Source organism: Corallococcus sp. AB038B (genome assembly GCF_003668955.1).
GTDB classification, from domain to species: Bacteria; Myxococcota; Myxococcia; order Myxococcales; family Myxococcaceae; genus Corallococcus; species Corallococcus exiguus.
Map to the genome: position 1 here is coordinate 1 of NZ_RAWO01000109.1, position 444 is coordinate 444.

Sequence of the window (444 nt, forward strand, 5' to 3'; positions counted from 1 at the left end):
GGATGGGGTTTGCGCTCCATGAGGCCTTGCACCAGCGCGGCCGTGGAGGGGCCCGTCTTCTGCGCCCACGTCAACAGCCGCGCGGGCGTCCACTCCGCGTGGGACTGGTGGCTGGCGGGCATGTGCTCCTTCAGCGTGGAGTAGCCCTGGGTGCGCTTTCGCACGTGGCTCGCGACTCGTCGGCCTCCGAGGAACACCTCGACGCTCCCCTCCGTGTAGCGGGCCTCCACCTGCTTGTGCGCCAGCGAGTACGGCACGCTGTAGAGGTGCCCCTCCACCTCGACGTGGTAGTCAGGAGGGACGCGCGCCTTCCTCCAGAAGGCCAACTCGTAGGCGTGTACCGGCAGGGCTTTCAGCACGGGCTTCTCGAGCTCCTCGTACAACTGGCGACGCGAGCGCCCCACATGCCGCATCGGGCGCTCATTCAGCTTCTCGAGCAACGGC

Annotated in this window: 1 pseudogene; it reads right to left on the bottom strand. The window is 68.0% G+C overall.

Going from position 1 to position 444, the window contains the following annotated elements:
- Positions 1 to 413: pseudogene (locus tag D7Y04_RS42700) on the bottom strand (IS21 family transposase); the annotation flags it as partial.
- Positions 414 to 444 lie beyond the last annotated feature (31 nt).